12 protein-coding genes and 3 tRNA genes are annotated in these 15,773 nt (G+C 33.8%); 6 read left to right on the top strand and 9 right to left on the bottom strand.

What is annotated here, in order from left to right:
- Window positions 1-138 precede the first annotated feature (138 nt).
- The 5 genes from CLU81_RS06550 to CLU81_RS06530 form a co-directional block, all read right to left on the bottom strand.
- A complete protein-coding gene (locus CLU81_RS06550) occupies window positions 139-1,044 on the bottom strand; it encodes an N-acetylmuramoyl-L-alanine amidase (protein WP_099709096.1) in 906 nt (301 codons plus the stop codon).
- 36 nt (window positions 1,045-1,080) lie between these two features.
- Window positions 1,081-1,641 carry a hypothetical protein gene (locus tag CLU81_RS06545; protein ID WP_099709095.1) on the bottom strand — a complete coding sequence of 187 codons (561 nt, stop codon included), beginning with the start codon at window positions 1,639-1,641 and terminating at the stop codon, window positions 1,081-1,083.
- Between the two features lie 41 nt (window positions 1,642-1,682).
- The gene (gene rimO / locus CLU81_RS06540; RefSeq protein ID WP_099709094.1) at window positions 1,683-2,996 is read right to left on the bottom strand and encodes a 30S ribosomal protein S12 methylthiotransferase RimO; all 1,314 of its coding nucleotides are present in this window, start codon (window positions 2,994-2,996) and stop codon (window positions 1,683-1,685) included.
- A gap of 213 nt (window positions 2,997-3,209) precedes the next feature.
- A complete protein-coding gene (locus CLU81_RS06535) occupies window positions 3,210-4,769 on the bottom strand; it encodes an OmpP1/FadL family transporter (RefSeq protein WP_099709093.1) in 1,560 nt (519 codons plus the stop codon).
- Between the two features lie 53 nt (window positions 4,770-4,822).
- On the bottom strand, window positions 4,823-5,830 hold the full coding sequence (locus CLU81_RS06530) for a hypothetical protein (RefSeq protein WP_099709092.1): 1,008 nt from the start codon (window positions 5,828-5,830) through the stop codon (window positions 4,823-4,825).
- A gap of 101 nt (window positions 5,831-5,931) precedes the next feature.
- Here CLU81_RS06530 and proS point away from each other — a divergent pair, with 101 nt between their 5' ends.
- From proS to rpsT, 5 genes are all read left to right on the top strand, one after another.
- Complete coding sequence (gene proS, locus CLU81_RS06525) at window positions 5,932-7,410, top strand: proline--tRNA ligase (RefSeq protein WP_099709091.1); 1,479 nt, start codon at window positions 5,932-5,934, stop codon at window positions 7,408-7,410.
- Window positions 7,411-7,487: 77 nt separating this feature from the next.
- Window positions 7,488-7,559: transfer RNA gene (locus tag CLU81_RS06520), tRNA-Glu, on the top strand.
- A gap of 45 nt (window positions 7,560-7,604) precedes the next feature.
- Window positions 7,605-7,676, top strand: a tRNA-Glu gene (locus CLU81_RS06515).
- A 45-nt stretch (window positions 7,677-7,721) separates the two neighbouring features.
- Window positions 7,722-7,793: transfer RNA gene (locus tag CLU81_RS06510), tRNA-Glu, on the top strand.
- Window positions 7,794-7,947: 154 nt separating this feature from the next.
- On the top strand, window positions 7,948-8,199 hold the full coding sequence (gene rpsT, locus CLU81_RS06505; protein WP_017495211.1) for a 30S ribosomal protein S20: 252 nt from the start codon (window positions 7,948-7,950) through the stop codon (window positions 8,197-8,199).
- Window positions 8,200-8,381: 182 nt separating this feature from the next.
- Here rpsT and CLU81_RS06500 read toward each other — a convergent pair whose 3' ends face one another.
- Window positions 8,382-8,798 carry a response regulator gene (locus CLU81_RS06500; RefSeq protein WP_099709090.1) on the bottom strand — a complete coding sequence of 139 codons (417 nt, stop codon included), beginning with the start codon at window positions 8,796-8,798 and terminating at the stop codon, window positions 8,382-8,384.
- Window positions 8,799-8,802: 4 nt separating this feature from the next.
- Window positions 8,803-10,512, bottom strand: coding sequence for a PAS domain-containing sensor histidine kinase (locus tag CLU81_RS06495; RefSeq protein ID WP_099709089.1), 1,710 nt, complete (start codon window positions 10,510-10,512; stop codon window positions 8,803-8,805).
- 168 nt (window positions 10,513-10,680) lie between these two features.
- On the opposite strand from CLU81_RS06495, the gene typA reads away from it, so the two are divergent.
- Window positions 10,681-12,477, top strand: coding sequence for a translational GTPase TypA (gene typA, locus CLU81_RS06490; protein ID WP_099709088.1), 1,797 nt, complete (start codon window positions 10,681-10,683; stop codon window positions 12,475-12,477).
- Between the two features lie 112 nt (window positions 12,478-12,589).
- Here typA and CLU81_RS06485 read toward each other — a convergent pair whose 3' ends face one another.
- Window positions 12,590-14,923, bottom strand: coding sequence for a T9SS type B sorting domain-containing protein (locus CLU81_RS06485; protein WP_099709087.1), 2,334 nt, complete (start codon window positions 14,921-14,923; stop codon window positions 12,590-12,592).
- Between the two features lie 13 nt (window positions 14,924-14,936).
- Window positions 14,937-15,773, bottom strand: a complete 837-nt coding sequence (locus tag CLU81_RS06480) for an ABC transporter permease (RefSeq protein ID WP_099709086.1) — start codon at window positions 15,771-15,773, stop codon at window positions 14,937-14,939.

Genomic DNA, 15,773 nt, shown 5'->3' with positions numbered 1-15,773 from the left:
TATTGATCCCAATTCGTGGCAAACTTTTATACGAAGAAGAATATTCTTTATAGAAATAAAACAAGAATATACCATAAAAGAAAAACGCATTTCCAGATTTCCGGAAATGCGTTTTTTATATCTTTTTGTAAATATCTCTTACTGAACTTGTTTTTTGTAGATCGAGTAAATAGTATCTATTGTTTTTCGATCCAGAGTTGGCGTTACATCAGTTTGAATATAGTGTAATTTGAACGCCATAATTGCAGCCGAAAGATTCTTAGTATTGTAACCAATAATTCTCAAAGCCTGTTCAATTTTAAAGTCAAAAGGAGCTTCTTCAAGAACCTGATCCGGCCAGATTCCAAAACCTTTTTCAGCAAGAGTTTTCCAAGGAAATAAAGCGCTTGGATCTTGTTTTCTTCCTGGAGCAATGTCTGAATGACCTAAAATATTTTGAGTTGGTATATTGTATTCTTTTTTCAATTTTGTCAAAAGAGCGACCAAACTACTAATTTGTGCTTCTGTAAAAGGTTTAAAACCATTATTGTCAAGCTCAATTCCAATAGAAGAAGAATTCAAATCAGTATTTTTCCCCCAAGTCGATGCGCCTGCATGCCAAGCTCTTAAATAGTCATTAAGCATCTGAACCACCTTTCCGTTTTCAGAAATAATATAATGAGCACTTACTTGTGTTCTTGTTAAGGTAAAAGTTTTAATTGTTTGCTGAATAGAATCTTGCGCCGTATGGTGTAAAACAATAAAACTAGGTTTTCTTAAATTAAAATTTACAGTACCAACCCATTCTGTATTTACTCCATTTTGTAAATAAGTAGATCCTGTTTTTGATAAAGTATCTTTTACAATCCCTAATTGCGATGCATAAGAAGTATCAATAACAACAGGAGGAATAGGAGGTATTGCCTGTGGATCTTTACTTGTAATTTGGTTCTCTAAAGTTTTAAGCTGTTGATCGTAAGCTTTTTCAGTGTTTTTATAAGGATTTGTAGAGCAAGAAGTAATAATAATTGCTAAAATCAGATAACAAAAATGTTTTTTTGACATGGTTACTTAGATTTTTTAAGATGAGGTTCTGAACAATTATTCTTGAATTTTTGCTGCTTCTGTATCTTCTTTTATTTCTTTAGTTTCTTCTTTAGAATCTTTTTTCTTTTTTGATTTAGCTTTCTTAACCTCTTTAAAGCTATTCATGAAAGTAGTGTATTTTTCTACTTGATCAGGATTTAAAAAAGCTGTTATTTTTTTAGTAGTACTTTCTCTTAAAGCTTTAATTTGCTCGATTTTTTGATCCTGACTGCTGCTTTCATTTTTCAAAAGAATTCCTTGTTCTCTTAAGCTGTCTGCCAATACGTTTGTAATTGCAATTGCTTGAAGTTCATCAAGATTTACTTCCGGTTTCATTTGTTCAACAATTCTACCGGCCGTTTCTTCTACAGGGATTTCTTTAGGTTTGCTTTGCGTGTTTTGTTGCGGACCACCCATCATGCTTCGATCCATTCCCATTCCGCCACCTCTTCCATAGCCATTATTGCCATAACCGCCACCGTAACCATTATTATATCCATTTCCGTATTGTGCCGAAACAGAATTGAAACAGAGTATAGTAAAAACCAAAAGAAAAAATGATAGTGTAGGTTTCATAAGATTGTTTTTATCTAAAATTGATATTGTATAGCGTAAATTTAAGCAGGTTCTCCGTATAAATCAAATTCTGTCGCCTCTATTATTCGTATATTAACAAATTCGCCAGTTTTTACGTAATGTTTAGAAGCGTCAATCAAGACTTCATTGTCAACATCCGGACTATCGAACTCAGTTCTACCCACAAAATGAGCACCTTCTTTTCTGTCAATAATACATCTAAATACTTGTCCAACTTTCTCCTGATTTAAATCCCATGAAATCTGAGATTGTAATTCCATGATTTCGTTTGCTCTGGCTTGTTTAACATCATCCGGAACATTATCTTCCAATAAATAAGCGTGTGTGTTTTCTTCATGAGAATAAGCAAAACAACCCATTCTGTCAAATTTCATTTCCTGAACAAAATCTTTCAAAATTTCAAAATCTTCCTGAGTTTCACCAGGATAACCAACGATCAAAGTAGTTCTGATTGCCATTCCCGGAACCGCAGCTCTAAAATCTTTCAATAATTGAGTCGTTTTAGCCTGAGTAGTACCACGACGCATCGATTTCAAAATAGAATCAGATATATGTTGCAACGGAATATCTATATAGTTACAGATTTTAGGCTCACGCTTCATTAGTTCCAAAACATCCATTGGGAAACCTGTAGGATAAGCATAATGCAAACGAATCCATTCGATACCTTCTACTTTTGCTAATTCTTCAAGAAGTTCAGCAAGATTTCTCTTTTTATAAATATCAAGACCATAATAAGTTAAGTCTTGCGCGATTAAGATCAATTCTTTAACCCCGTTTTTGGCTAAACCTTGCGCTTCTTTAACCAGTTTTTCGATTGGTTGCGAAACGTGAGAACCTCTCATTAAAGGAATTGCACAAAAACTACAAGGTCTGTCGCAACCTTCGGCAATTTTTAGGTAAGCATAATTTTTAGGAGTTGTAGTCAAACGCTCACCTAATAATTCATGTTTATAATCGGCACCTAAAGCTTTCAATAATTGAGGTAATTCAGTTGTACCAAAATATTGATCCACATTCGGGATTTCTTTTTCTAAGTCAGGTCTGTAACGTTCAGACAAACATCCTGTAACAAAAACCTTATCTACTAATCCTTTGTCTTTTTTATCAGCATATTCCAAAATCATGTTTACTGATTCCGCTTTAGCATTGTCAATAAAACCACAAGTGTTGATTACGATAATGTTTCCTTCTCTTTCTGCAGGAGCTTCATGTTCAACTTCTTTTCCGTTTGCACGAAGCTGACCCATAAGCACTTCACTGTCATATACATTCTTCGAACACCCAAGAGTGATTACGTTAATTTTGTTCTTTTTTAAAGACTTGGTTCTCATACTTTTATAAATTGGAGTGCAAAATTACACTTTTTTATTCAAACAGCGCTTGTTTCCGTTTCTTTTAGATGTTTTTTATGAAGCTATTCCTGCTGTCCGCTATATCTTTTCCTTGCTAAGGGAGCAAGAAAAAGGATGTTGCTTCCATCAGGGCTAAAAAAAATCCGTCAAGTTAGACCTGACGGAAATTTCAATTCATCTATTTATTCTTAATTACAATTCAAATAATAAAGTCAAAGAAACATTATTTAGTTTCGATGTAATGTTTGGAGCGCCAGAAAATCCTGTTTCAAAAAATGGCTGATTTGATTTTCTTTCAAAGTAAGAATATGCTAAATCTATTTTTGTAGCTCCAAAATTGTAACCCAAACCTCCAGAGTAGCTATTTAGGTCGCCAATCGTAGTTTTGTCTTTATAAGGACTTCCTTCAAAACGGTAACCTCCACGAAGGCTTAATTGTTTTATTTTGTATTCGGCGCCAACTCTTAATTCTCCATTGCTGGTTAATTGATTGCTGATTTGATCATTTATACCGTTGAAGCCATTAGTAGGTTTGTATTTTGTATTTCCGTAATCTTTAATAGAATAATCAACACTTATTAAGCCTGATTTTCCAAATACATAGGCTGCACTAAAAGTTGTTTTTCCAGGAGTTTGTAAAGTGTAAGATTCGTAAACATTTACAACATTTGGGGCTACATCAGCATTTAGTTCAGGTCCATTAAGAGCTTGTCTTGTTGTGAATAAAGCTTGAGAAGTTTCGTCGTAAAGATCGTACCAAGTGTTTGATTCGTAAGCTAAACCAAGACGGAAAGCTTCTGTAACTTTAGCAATGGCTCCAAGTTGAAAAGAGAATCCATTCCCGTAAGTATATAAGTCGTTGTTGAAAGTTAAATTAGATATCGTTTCTGTTCCAGTCAACGGGTTAATATTGGATTCGTAAAAACTGCTTGATCTTCTGTAATCCAGAACGTGAACATTTAGATTGGCTCCAAAATAAATTCTGTCTTTATAAGATGTAGCAATATTGAAACTTACTTTACTATTGTAGCCACTTTCATTTAATATATTATCCTGATAATAATTTCCTCCGGCAGGAATTTTTGTTGTATAAGAATTAGTATTATTGTCATATCCAATAACTTTTCCCATGTAGCCTAAATAAGCTTGTTGTGCAGTATATCCAGAAAGATTTGGGTACTGTCCGTTAGGATATCTTGATCCTAAATCTCCATAGGTATAGGTAATATTATTGCCGGTATTAATAACTTGAAAAGGTACCGGAGTTCCTCCATTTCCATAATTTGCAAATTCTGAAAAATAATCACCTACAGAATGCGTAGGGTTTGTACCTGCTGAAAATGTGCTATTATCGAAATTTCTTGTGTTTTCGTAAGTTGCTCCAATTGTGATTTTTCTCCAATTGTTGTTTGGATTATGATCGTGAAAAACAAAAACACCACCAGCTTGGTTTAATATAAAAGAATTGTCGTTTTCGCTGGTTTTAGTGTTAAAATAATCAGAGTTATTCTTAGTAGATTGATTGCTAAAAGTTACCCCAACCTGATTATTAGAAAATATGGCAGACCCTGCAGGATTGACAGTTATAGAAGATAAATCACCTCCAACGGCTCCAAATGCACCGCTCATTGCTCTAAATCTTGCTGTTCCGGTTATGTTATCTTGTGCGTAGCGAATAGCATCCGAAACTTCTTGAGAATGTGAGACGCTAACAGTTAGTCCTGTAATAAGTAGGAAGAATATTTTTTTCATTTTGGGTAAGATTTAGTTTGATTTTTCGATTTCTGAAACGGGAGAAGAAGAGATTATCTTCTTCCTCCGCCGCCTCCACCGTAAGATCTTCCGCCACCGCCACCGCCGCCAGATGATCGCATGCTTCCACCGCCGCCGCTATTCATAGAACGTGATGGGCTAGGAGAGTAGCTTCTGGTTGGGCTGCTGTTACCGTTATTGTAGTTGTAGCTTCTGTTTGAGTTAGTAGTGCTACTAGATCTTCTGTTGCTGTAATCACCACCATTGTATTGAGTAGTTGAGCCTCTTCTGTCTGTGTAATTTGAATTTGAAGAGTTGTATGATCTTCCGTTTACAGAAGAACTTCTTCTAAAATCAGTATAACCGTTTGATCTGTTCGTTGTATAGTCTCTTCTGTTTGTGTTATAACTTCTATTTGTGGTATAGTTTCTATTTGTTGTGTAGTTTCTGTTATAGTTTCCTCTACCGGTGTAGTTTCTGTCATAACCATAGTTTCTTCCGCCATAATAAGCAGCAGATCCTCTTCTTCCGTAGTTGTACGAGTAGTTATTGTATCCGTAATAAGGTCTGTAATAACCAGGGTAGCCCCATCCGCCTCCCCAATATCCTGGGTATCCCCAAGCATATCCTGGGTATCCCCAGTATCCTCCGTAACCCCATCCATAATATGGGTATCCAAATCCAAAACCAAATCCTAATGACCAGGTTGGATCAGAATAAACATTAACAGAAACTTCAGAATTACTGCTTCCCCATGCAGGATAAGCTGTAGTTGTAGTTTGAGTGCTGTCACTATCGGCATAATTGCCATAACTGTCAACATCTGTAAAAATTTCAGTTGGCTGATTATCGTCTTGAAGTGATCTGAAGTAATCTTTATATTGGTTGTTTGTACCATTACTAGTATTTTGAGCATACGTTCTTTGGGAACCACCATATACACCGTCATTATCTTGGTAAGATGTATTTTGGTAAGAACCACACGATGCTAGCAGAAAACTCAATAATCCAATTAAGTAAAAATGACTTGAGTTTTGGCGGAGAGTAATAGAAGTTTTCATATCTGTCGTGTTTTTTATTGTTGCACATTACAAAAATAGTTAGTTTTGTCAAACTATTTAGTTAAAATTATTAAAACAAAATTTGTGCCAAACTATTCAATATGAGCAAGAACCTCACAACAAGATCAGAAGATTATTCAAAGTGGTATAATGAACTGGTTGTAAAAGCAGATCTAGCTGAAAACTCAGGAGTTAGAGGATGTATGGTTATTAAACCTTACGGATATGCTATTTGGGAAAAAATGCAGGCGGAGTTAGATAGAATGTTTAAAGAAACAGGACATCAAAATGCATACTTTCCACTATTCGTGCCTAAAAGCATGTTTGAGGCGGAAGAGAAAAATGCAGAGGGATTTGCAAAAGAATGTGCTATTGTAACGCATTATAGATTAAAAAATGATCCGGATAAACCTGGAAAACTTATGGTTGATCCAAACGCTAAGTTAGAAGAAGAACTTATTGTTCGTCCTACTAGTGAGGCAATTATCTGGTCTACTTATAAAGGATGGGTTCAATCTTATAGAGATTTACCTTTATTGATTAATCAATGGGCAAATGTTGTTCGTTGGGAAATGCGTACGCGTTTGTTCTTGAGAACTGCTGAGTTTTTATGGCAAGAAGGACATACAGCTCACGCTACAAAAGCCGAAGCGCTTGAAGAGTCTGTGAAAATGATGAATGTTTATGCTGATTTTGCTGAAGGCTTTATGGCAATTCCGGTTGTAAAAGGTATTAAGACGGAAACAGAACGTTTTGCCGGAGCTGATGAAACATATTGTATTGAAGCTTTAATGCAAGACGGAAAAGCATTGCAAGCGGGTACATCTCACTTTTTAGGTCAAAACTTTGCAAAAGCTTTTGATGTGAAGTTTGCAAATGCTGAAGGAAAACAAGAGCACGTTTGGGGGACTTCTTGGGGAGTTTCTACCCGTTTGATGGGAGCGTTGGTTATGACGCACTCAGATGATCAGGGATTAGTATTGCCTCCTAATTTGGCTCCAATACAAGTTGTGATTGTTCCTATTTATAAAACAGATGAGCAATTGGCAGAAATTACAACTGCAGTAAATGATTTAACGGCTAAACTTAAGAAATTAAGAATATCTGTTAAATATGACGATAGAACAACTCAAAAACCAGGATTCAAATTTGCTGAATGGGAATTAAAAGGAGTTCCTGTTAGAATTGCTGTTGGACCAAAAGATTTAGAAAACGGAACTTTTGAGGTTGCAAGACGTGATACATTGACAAAAGAGACTGTTTCTGGTGAAGGAATTGTTACTTATATAAATGACTTGTTAGAGCAGATTCAAGCTGATTTATTTAACAAAGCATTAGACTATCGTAATACGCATATTACAGAAGTAAATAGTTTTGAGGAATTTAAAGAAGTTTTAGACGGTAAAGGAGGGTTTGTATCTGCACATTGGGATGGAACTGCTGCTACCGAAGAAAAGATAAAAGATTTGACAAAAGCTACGATTCGTTGCATTCCTTTGGACGCTGTTGAAGAGGCTGGAACCTGTGTGTTTACTGGTAATCCGTCTTCAAAAAGAGTGTTGTTTGCGAAGGCTTATTAATTTTTTTTAATTTTTTTTGCATCAGGTATTGTACATCTTAAAAATAGTTGTATTTTTGCATCCGCATTAGAGAAGCAGGCCCGTTCGTCTATCGGTTAGGACGCATGGTTTTCATCCATGTAAGAGCGGTTCGATTCCGCTACGGGCTACTATTTTTACTGCGAGAATGTTCTTGAAATACTGAGAATTAAAATGGTCCGTTCGTCTATCGGTTAGGACGCCAGGTTTTCATCCTGGTAAGGGGGGTTCGATTCCCCCACGGACTACAAATTTCAATTTTATATAAATTGAAGAAAACTTAGAATGAATCTGGTCTGTTCGTCTAGGGGTTAGGACTCCAGGCTTTCGTCCTGGTAACAGGGGTTCGATTCCCTTACAGACTACAAAATTAGTTGTGAATAAGTTTTGTAAAATAAAGGTTGGTGTCTCGATTTTTATTTTATTAGTTAAAACCAAAGTGATTATTTTATAATTGTGGGAGGTTTTTCTTTTTTAACTAGTATCTATAATAATTATTACATCTAAAATTAAAACAAAATGGCAAATCATAAGTCAGCATTAAAAAGAATCAGAAGTAACGAAAAAAGAAGAGTTCTTAACAGATACCAGCATAAAACTACTCGTAATGCTATTAAAGCGTTAAGATTAGCTACTGATAAAGCTGATGCATCTTCTAAATTATCAACTGTAATCTCTATGATTGATAAATTAGCTAAAAAGAACATCATTCATGATAATAAAGCTTCTAACTTGAAGTCTAAATTAACTAAACATGTTGCTAAATTGTAATTAATTACAATTTCCTAAAGATATAAAAAGTCCTCTTTTAGAGGACTTTTCTTGTTTTTATCCTAAATGGAAATTAAATGAATTTCCAAAGAAAAATCCCAAATCCCAATATTTAATGCTTGATAAACTTAAGCGATCAGTATCGGAATTTGGGATTTTTTATTTAAGTCTTACTGCTTTTATTAAAGATCAATTTTCTTTTTTAGATATTCCAGCATTGGCTGTGTAATAGGTTTTGAAAGGAAATCAATTATAATAGGGTATTTTTTTGCTTTGGCTAAATCGTCAGGATCTATTGTAGAAGATAAAACAATAACATTGGCGGTCTTATTAAATTCGGCGTAATCTTGAGATGTAAAATGATCTAAAAATTCCCATCCGCCCATGACCGGCATGTTTAGGTCTAAGAAAATCAACTCAGGTTTTTTGTTTACCTTGTTTTTGTTATTGGTATATTTTAAGGTATTGAAATGATGAAGTGCTTCTTCTCCATTTTGAGCCGTAATAATTTCATTCGAAAACTCGGATTTTGCAATTACTTTTTTGCATAACATCAACGTGATAGGGTCATCGTCAATGCACAGAATCTGCTCGAGCATGATTTTAATTTTTAAATGTTATTGTAAACGTGGTGCCTTTATTCACCTCGCTGTCGATGCTGATTGTTCCTCCCATGGTTTCAACCTGTGACTTTACAAGATACAAGCCGAGTCCTTTACTGTCTGGGTAATTATGAAATCTTTGATATAGTCCAAAAACTTTATCTCGGTTTCTTTCTAAATCAATTCCAATTCCGTTGTCCTTAAAAGTTAATATTGCTTTGTGATCTATTTGTTCTGCAGTAATAGAGATTTTTAATTTTCTATTTTCTGACTTGTATTTTATTGAATTCGTGAGTAGATTAAGTAAAATGCTTTCAATGTAAGCTTTGTTGGTGTTTAGTAATGGAACCCGATCAAATTTTAGTTTGATAATTGGTTTGTGCAATTCAATTTGAAATGACAATTGACTAAATACATTTTCGAAAACCTCTTTTAGAGAAACTTCCTCTTTCTGCATCGAAGGATTGTCTTTGATGATGATTACTTTTACCAGATCATTTATAGTTTCGTTTAATAAATGTGTTGATTTGGTAAAGCCTCCCAGAATTTCTTCAAGTTCTTCGTTTTCGATCGGAATATCCTCAATTAGATTTAAAAGTCCAATCAAGTTAGATAATGGAGCTCTTAAGTTGTGAGATGTGATATAGGAAAACTGTTTTAAATCTTTATTGTTTTGAGTTAATTCTCTAATTAAATGTTCTTTTTCTGTTTCTAGTTTCTTTTCGTCTGTGATATCTCTTTGTATCGAAATCCAGTGTGTAATAACACTCTCATTGTTGAAAATTGGAATCATGGAGAATCTCACCCAATATTCTTCCTTTTTCTTAGTGTAGGTAATGGTTTCTATTAAACACTCTTCTTCATTTTTTATAGCTTTTAATAGTTTCTTTAATTCCTCAGAATCAGATTTTGGCCCTTTAAAGATATTTGGAGATTTTCCGATAATCTCATTGGATTGATATCCTGACATTTGCGAAAATGCCGGGTTTACATATACGATTCGTGGTATTTTACGATCTGCTGAATTTGCTTCTGTGATTAAAATTGAATCTCTGGATTGTGTAATTACGGTTTCTAAAAGTTTTAATCGCTGTTCTTCCTCTTTTTGTTTTGTAATATCCTGAATGGCTCCAATCATTCTGATGGCTCTTCCGTTTTCATCTTTTAATAGAAAACCTCTGTCCAAAACATATTTATAAGTTCCATCCGCACATCTGAAACGATATTGATCTTGCCATTTCTCCGTCTTTTGCTCAATAAAAGAGTATAATTTGATCGACATTCTAATGCTGTCTTCAGGGTGAATTTTGTCAAACCACCATTTAGATGTTTTTCCGACTTCGGCTGGATTATAACCAAAAATTCCTTCTATTCCTTTATTCCAATTTATGCTGTCTTCCTGAATTTTCCAGTCCCAAATTGTATCACTTGTTGCTTTTGCTACAATGTCATATTTTTCATTTGATTCTTTAATTTCTTCGTTTGTTTCTTTTAATTTCTTGAAAACTGCAATATTTTTTTTCTCGTTTTTGGATAGTATGTAATTGAAGAATAGTGCGGTACTGATTATGAAAAAAATATCTTTAAAGAAAAAAACTAAATAATATTCGGTCTTAGAAAAGTAAGTAGTAAGTATTTTATGACAGACAATCGCCATAAATAACGATATGATAATATAGACTAGAGTAATTTGGATAGTTTTACTTTTCATTACTCAAATATAGTTAAATTAAGTATAATTAAACAATAACAAAAGTTCAAATTACACTTAAATTAATGCTGTTTTTGATGAACTAATTACTTGTCTATACGCAAACTATCGTCGAAACGTTTTTTATATCAAAATAAAGTGTACCTTTGCACCCATTAAAAATCACAGATGGAATCTATTAGAAACATTGCAATTATTGCCCACGTCGATCACGGTAAAACCACTTTGGTTGATAAAATTATGTATCACTGTCAATTATTTCGTGACAACGAAAACACAGGTGATTTAATTCTTGATAATAACGATTTAGAGCGTGAGAGAGGTATTACTATTACTTCTAAAAACGTTTCTGTTCAATATAAAGGAACAAAAATCAACATTATCGATACTCCTGGCCACGCGGATTTTGGAGGTGAAGTAGAACGTGTTTTGAACATGGCCGATGGTGTATGTTTGCTAGTGGATGCTTTTGAGGGTCCAATGCCACAAACTCGTTTTGTATTACAAAAAGCTATTGACTTAGGTCTTAAGCCATGTGTAGTTATCAATAAAGTTGATAAAGAAAACTGTACTCCTGAAGAAGTTCACGAAAAAGTTTTTGACTTAATGTTTGAATTAGGTGCTGAAGAATGGCAGTTGGATTTCCCAACAGTTTATGGTTCTGCTAAAAATAACTGGATGTCTGATCATTGGGAAAACGTAACTGATAATGTTGAAGCATTATTGGATATGGTTGTTGAAAATGTACCGGCTCCTAAAGTTTCTGAAGGAACACCACAAATGTTAATTACTTCTTTAGATTTCTCAGCTTTTACAGGTCGTATCGCTATTGGTCGTCTTGAAAGAGGAGTTCTTAAAGAAGGTATGCCAATCTCATTAGTAAAAAGAGATGGTAGTATATCTAAATCTCGTATCAAAGAACTTCATACATTTGAAGGACTTGGTCGTAAAAAAGTACAAGAAGTTATTGCTGGAGATATTTGTGCAATCATTGGAGTTGAAGGTTTTGAAATTGGTGATACTATTGCCGATCATGAAAATCCTGAAGGTTTAAAAACGATTGATATCGATGAGCCTACAATGAGTATGTTGTTTACAATTAATGACTCTCCTTTTTTTGGTAAAGAGGGTAAATTTGTAACTTCTCGTCATATTAGAGAAAGATTGACAAAAGAATTAGAGAAAAACTTAGCGATGAAGTTAGGTGAAACTGATTCTGCTGATAAATTCATGGTTTTTGGTCGTGGAGTACTTCACTTATCTGTTCTTATTGAAACAATGAGAAGAGAAGGTTATGAGTTACAAATCGGTCAGCCACAAGTTATCATCAAAGAAGTTGATGGTAAAAAATGTGAGCCAATTGAGGAATTGACAATCGATTTACCAGAATCACTTTCAGGTAGAGCAGTAGAGTTTGTTACTTTACGTAAAGGTGAAATGTTGAGTATGGAAACTAAAGGGGAGCGTATGATTGTGAAATTTAATATTCCATCACGTGGAATTATTGGATTACGTAACCAATTGCTTACTGCAACAGCTGGTGAGGCTATTATGGCACACCGTTTCATTGGATATGAGCCTTACAAAGGTGAAATCGCCGGACGTAACAAAGGTTCATTGATTTCTATGGAAAAAGGAAAAGCTATTCCTTATTCTATCGATAAATTGCAAGATCGTGGTAAGTTTTTTGTTGAACCAAATACTGAAATTTACGAAGGTCAGGTAATTGGAGAAAACTCTCGTGCTGATGATATGTGTGTAAACGTAACGAAAGAGAAAAAACAATCTAACGTTCGTTCTTCTGGAAATGATGAAAAAGCAAGAATCATCCCTCCAATTATTTTCTCATTAGAGGAAGCTTTAGAGTACATTCAAAAAGATGAATATGTAGAGGTTACACCAAAATCTATTCGTTTGAGAAAAATCTATTTGACAGAAACTGATAGAAAAAGATTTAAAATCTAATTTTATCTTTATATAAAAGTAAAAAAGCCATTCGATATCGAATGGCTTTTTTTATGCAATGTTAGTTTGTAAAATTGTTATCTGAATTTCTTCTTTAATTGAAGTTGGGTAATTATCTTTTTAAACTAAAATGACCTTTAATAGTTTTCCCATTTACAAGAACCAAGGTAAACCAATAATCATCTGATGGGAGTTGTTGACCGTTAAAAGTTCCATTCCAACCTGCGCTGTTTTGATCCATTTGTTTTAAAAACTTTCCATAACGATCAAAAATAGATATTTTATAAGCAGGAAGCTGATCGAAATCTTTTACAAACCATAAATCATTAAATCCATCTCCGTTAGGTGTGAAAAACCTAGGATAATCCAGAACATAAAATAAAAAGGTATTAGAGGGACCACATCCGTTTTTATCTCTTGCAACGGCATTATATATTCCTGTATTTACGTTTGAAAACGAAGGACTGTCCTGATAAGATATTCTGTCTATTGAGAATTCATAGTTTCCGTTTCCTGTAAATTCAATTAAAACCGAGTTGTCAGTTCCTGAAAAATCTTTAACAACAACTTCTGTTATTGCTGCTGGTTCAGACGCAATTATTTTGAATTTTTTAGTTTTGCTACAACCATTTGCATCTTGTACAGTTACAGAATAATCTCCAGCGGTATCAACATCGATTTGATTTGCCATGCTGCCGGTACTCCATAAATAACTGCTAAAAGTATTTGCAACAGCTAATGTTGTGTCATCTCCTTTGCATAGAATTTCAGATTCATCCTCAAAGTTAGGCGGATCGAAAGTATTTACAACAAGTGGGACAGATGTAATACCGTAACAATCTGGTCCGTTGACAATACGAACATAAATTGTCTGATTAAAAGCAGTTGTGTTCTTATAGATATTTGGTAATCTATTGGTATCAGCTAAAGCATCATTTTGAGATGAATAGTAATAAGGAACTAAACCACTTGGTAAACCTGTAAGGACTTGCGGAGTGACCTGAGTGGCAAGGTCAAATTGGTAGAATCCATCTAGTTTATTATCATCATCATCGCAAGTTGCAATTGGACTTTGATTTGGAATTGTCGCGCTTGAAATTTGTAATGTTACTTCAGCGGTTTCATAACAACCATATTTATTTTCGATTCTGGCAAAAACAATCTGATTGTTTGCTTTGTTAGTATAATTTGAAGGAGTTGCTATAGGTTTTGTCTTGTTCTGAGCATCTGGTAATGTTTCGTAGTAACCATTATTTGTAATATCAGCAACATTATTTTTTACAATATTATCAACTTTTGTTAAGTCAAAAACATTGATTCCGTCCGTATTATCGTCGCATTGAATTAAAGAAGTATTTGTCGATAAAATTTCTGCAGCAAATTCAAGTTTAACTTCTCCGGTTAGTTTACAGATTGACGGCGTCAGCGTACATTCAACGCTATAAGTTCCGGATTCTGTTGGATTATACTTTGGACCGTTTGCGCCATTAATCAACAATCCGTCTTTGTACCATTTATAATTATAAGTAGAAGCTAATTTGGTATCTAAAGTTATACTTTGTCCAAAACAAACGGGATCATTGTTTAAGGTTGTCTGATCTGGTCCAAAGTCAATTTTAGACGCAAAACTACCCGCTTGTAAAAAAACTGCTGAATCATAATATTGTTCTTTATCATCGGCGATAACAAGTTTTATATGGTATTTTTTTCCTGCAACTACTTTGGTTTGTGCATTCATTACAACGGTTTGTCCTGCATAATTCACTGGACTCGACGATGTGTTTAAGCCATTAAAATAGTGTTCGTTTTCAGCAGGACAACCAGGATATGGATCGCCATTACTTGCTGTTCCAGGTTTAATTAGTGGACGAACATTTGTTGAAGACAGAGGTATAGAAGTATTAGGTAATACAGCTAAATTTTGATAAGGATCGCTTGTTCCTGCTTCTTTAATTAAAAAAGCAAATCCATCGGAATATTGACATGGAAAAAAAGACTGATACTCATTAGAAGCAAAAATATAATTGAAACTTATAAAATCAGTTAAAGGAACAAAATCGAATTCTAAAGATGTAGCATTTATAGAATTAATTCCAAGAATTTGATTTAAATCAGCATCACCTTTCCATTCTGTGCTTCCGCCACCAATGCTGGTAATAAAAGGACCAACAGCATTCTCGCTCGTAGAAGTAGTCAAAACAACTCCCTCAGCAAATGGAAAGCTGCTGCCGTTTGAATTAAAATAAGCAAAGCTATTTTTTGGAGGAGTAAAAGCATCTCCGCTTCCTGAGGTATTTGTAACAGAAACGCAAGAACTATTAACCAAAATATCGTTAATTAATTCTTGCGGTGTTTTTTGATCATTTACACTTATATACTGTGCGTTTACCTTAGAAGATAAACAACATAAAAACAAAACTAGTAAAAGGCATATATAACGATTCATACTAGCAAATATACTATAAATCTCGATTTTTTAATAATTTATAAGAAAAGTATGTAAATAAATATGTCCAAACTAAAACAATGAGAATTGAAAGATAATGTACACTATAATCTTTAATGTTTTCAACTCCAATTTGAGTTCCTATACTTCTTATGACATTAAGTCTTGAAATAGGTTCTACAATTAAATTTGACATGGCTTCAAGCGGAAGAAATCTCGTAATATAATCTGCTGTATTGCTGTCAGGGAAAATTTTAAATACCAAAAGACCTTTAATAATTCCTTCAATTATACTCCAAACTAAAAGAAAACCTAAGGCAAAAGCCGAGCGTTTAACCAAAATACCCAGAAATAAACAGAAAGAAAAGAAGCCAACTAGTTTTACAAAGAAAGCTAATAAGTAATCTAAATCCATAAAAACAACATCAAGTTCTGTGTAAGATGAAAAGCTAAACCCTAAAATTAAACTCATCACAAAAACAAAAACTGTTGAGCATAATGCAAAAAGAACAACTGTCAGAAATTTAGATAAAATGAATTCCTTTTTGCTTAAACCGTCAATTAGATTTTGTTTTAAAGTACCATAACTATATTCATTTGCCATCATCGAAACAATAACAATAGCAAGGAAAAGTTTTAGCAATGCTGCTACATACGTATTAAAATGCCAGATATATGGAAAATTGAAAATACCCATTTCGGCTACATGAAATTTAAAAGGGCCAATATCAAATTTTATCGATGCAATTAATGCAATAAAAGAAAGTAAAATGAAATAGGTTAGCGTAAGTACTTTACTGGCTTTATTTTTCCAGATTTTTTGTAATTCTATAGATAAAAGTCTTTTCAT

The sequence above is a fragment of the Flavobacterium sp. 9 genome, from assembly GCF_002754195.1.
GTDB lineage: Bacteria > Bacteroidota > Bacteroidia > Flavobacteriales > Flavobacteriaceae > Flavobacterium.
This window is presented reverse-complemented; position numbering and strand designations above follow the sequence as displayed.